The 1,483-nt window shown below is 68.1% G+C and carries 1 protein-coding gene; it reads left to right on the plus strand.

Annotated elements, in window-relative coordinates; translation table 11 throughout:
- Nucleotides 1-121 precede the first annotated feature (121 nt).
- A complete protein-coding gene (locus PMX21_RS09995; RefSeq protein WP_271748964.1) occupies nt 122-1,402 on the plus strand; it encodes an IS256 family transposase in 1,281 nt (426 codons plus the stop codon).
- Nucleotides 1,403-1,483: the final 81 nt, after the last annotated feature.

Below are 1,483 nucleotides of genomic sequence, written 5' to 3' on the forward strand. Positions count from 1 at the left end.
GATCGCGTCGAAAATGTTGGTGTAAGGGCGGCGCCCTAGCGCCCGTTTAACGAAGAACGGCCTTCGTCCTAGAATCTGAAATCACCACAACAACAGGTTCTAGGAAAGGACGAAGGCCGCTATGGAAATCTTATCAGACCCGACGCCGGACATGCTCGCCATGCCCCGGTTTGACGACGGCGCCATCGACATGCAGGAGCTGCTCAGGCGCCTCGCCGAGCAGGTCGTGAACGCCGTGATGGACGCGGAGGCCGACCAGCTGTGCGGCGGCGGGGCGAACAGCCGCAACGGCTACCGCGAGAGGGCGCTCGCCACCTGCGTGGGCATGCTGACGCTTCGTATCCCCAAGCTGCGCTCGGGCAGCTTCTTCCCCGAGGACGTGATCGAGCGCTACCAGCGCGTGGACCGCGCCCTCGTGGCCGCCGTGGCAGAGATGTACGCCACCGGCACGAGTACCCGCAAGGTGCAGCGCGTCGCCGAGAAGATGGGCGTGCCCAGGCTCTCCAAGGACCAGGTGAGCGCCATCGCCTCGAGCCTGGACGCCGACATCGAGGAGCTCTGCGGAAGGCCGCTCGACGGCTCCCCGGTGCCCTACGTCTGGCTCGACGCCACCTACGTCAAGTGTCGCCGCGGGGGCCGCGTGGCGTCCACCGCCGTTGTCACCGCCATCGGCTGCGACGCGGGCGGCTGGAGGCGCGTCCTGGGCGTCGACGTGGTGGACACCGAGTCGTACGACTCGTGGCTCGCCTTCCTGCGGACGGTCCGCGGCCGCGGCGTCTCCGGGGTGGAGCTCGTCGTCTCGGACGCCCACCCGGGCCTCGTCCGCGCCCTCGGCGAGGTCTTTCAGGGCGCCGCATGGCAGCGCTGCGCCGTCCACCTCATGCGCGACTGCATGCGCGAGGCCGGCTCCTGGCAGCTCAGGCGCCGCGTGGGCAGGATCGTCTCGCAGGTGTTCCGCGGGCGCGACGCCGCCACGGTGGCGGCCATGTACCACGCGGCGTGCGACATGCTCGAGGAGTGCTGCCCGAGGGCCGCGGCGGTGCTTGAGGAGGCCGAGCCCGACGCCCTGGCCTACCTCGACTTCCCTCCAGCTCACTGGAAGCGGCTGCGCACCAACAACGTGCAGGAGAGGACGAACAGGGAGATAAAGCGCAGGTCGCGCGTGGTCCAGGTATTCCCGTCCACGGGCTCGCTCGTGCGGCTCGCCGGCGCGGTCATGTGCGAGCAGGACGAGATATGGCAGGAGTCCAGGTACTTCTCGGAGGCGAGGATGAACGAGCTCTACGACGAGGGGCGCAGGCGCGGAATCGAAGGGCGGGCAGACTGGGCCCAGCTTGAGGCGGAGGCCAGGAAGATGATAGAGTCCGGCCTCGAGCTTGCGGACAGGGTCGAGACGGCATAGGATATCACCGTATTCCAGGTTCCCGGACGCCGGGCAGACTCGCTTCGGTTCGGGCGCTACACCAACTTTCTCGACACTACC

The sequence above is a fragment of the Collinsella aerofaciens genome, assembly GCF_028209885.1.
Classification (GTDB): Bacteria; Actinomycetota; Coriobacteriia; order Coriobacteriales; family Coriobacteriaceae; genus Collinsella; species Collinsella aerofaciens_BA.

What these genes read in the sequence shown, in the direction of transcription:
- PMX21_RS09995 (WP_271748964.1), top strand. Translation starts at nt 122, where the DNA reads ATGGAAATCTTATCAGACCCGACGCCGGACATGCTCGCCATGCCCCGG.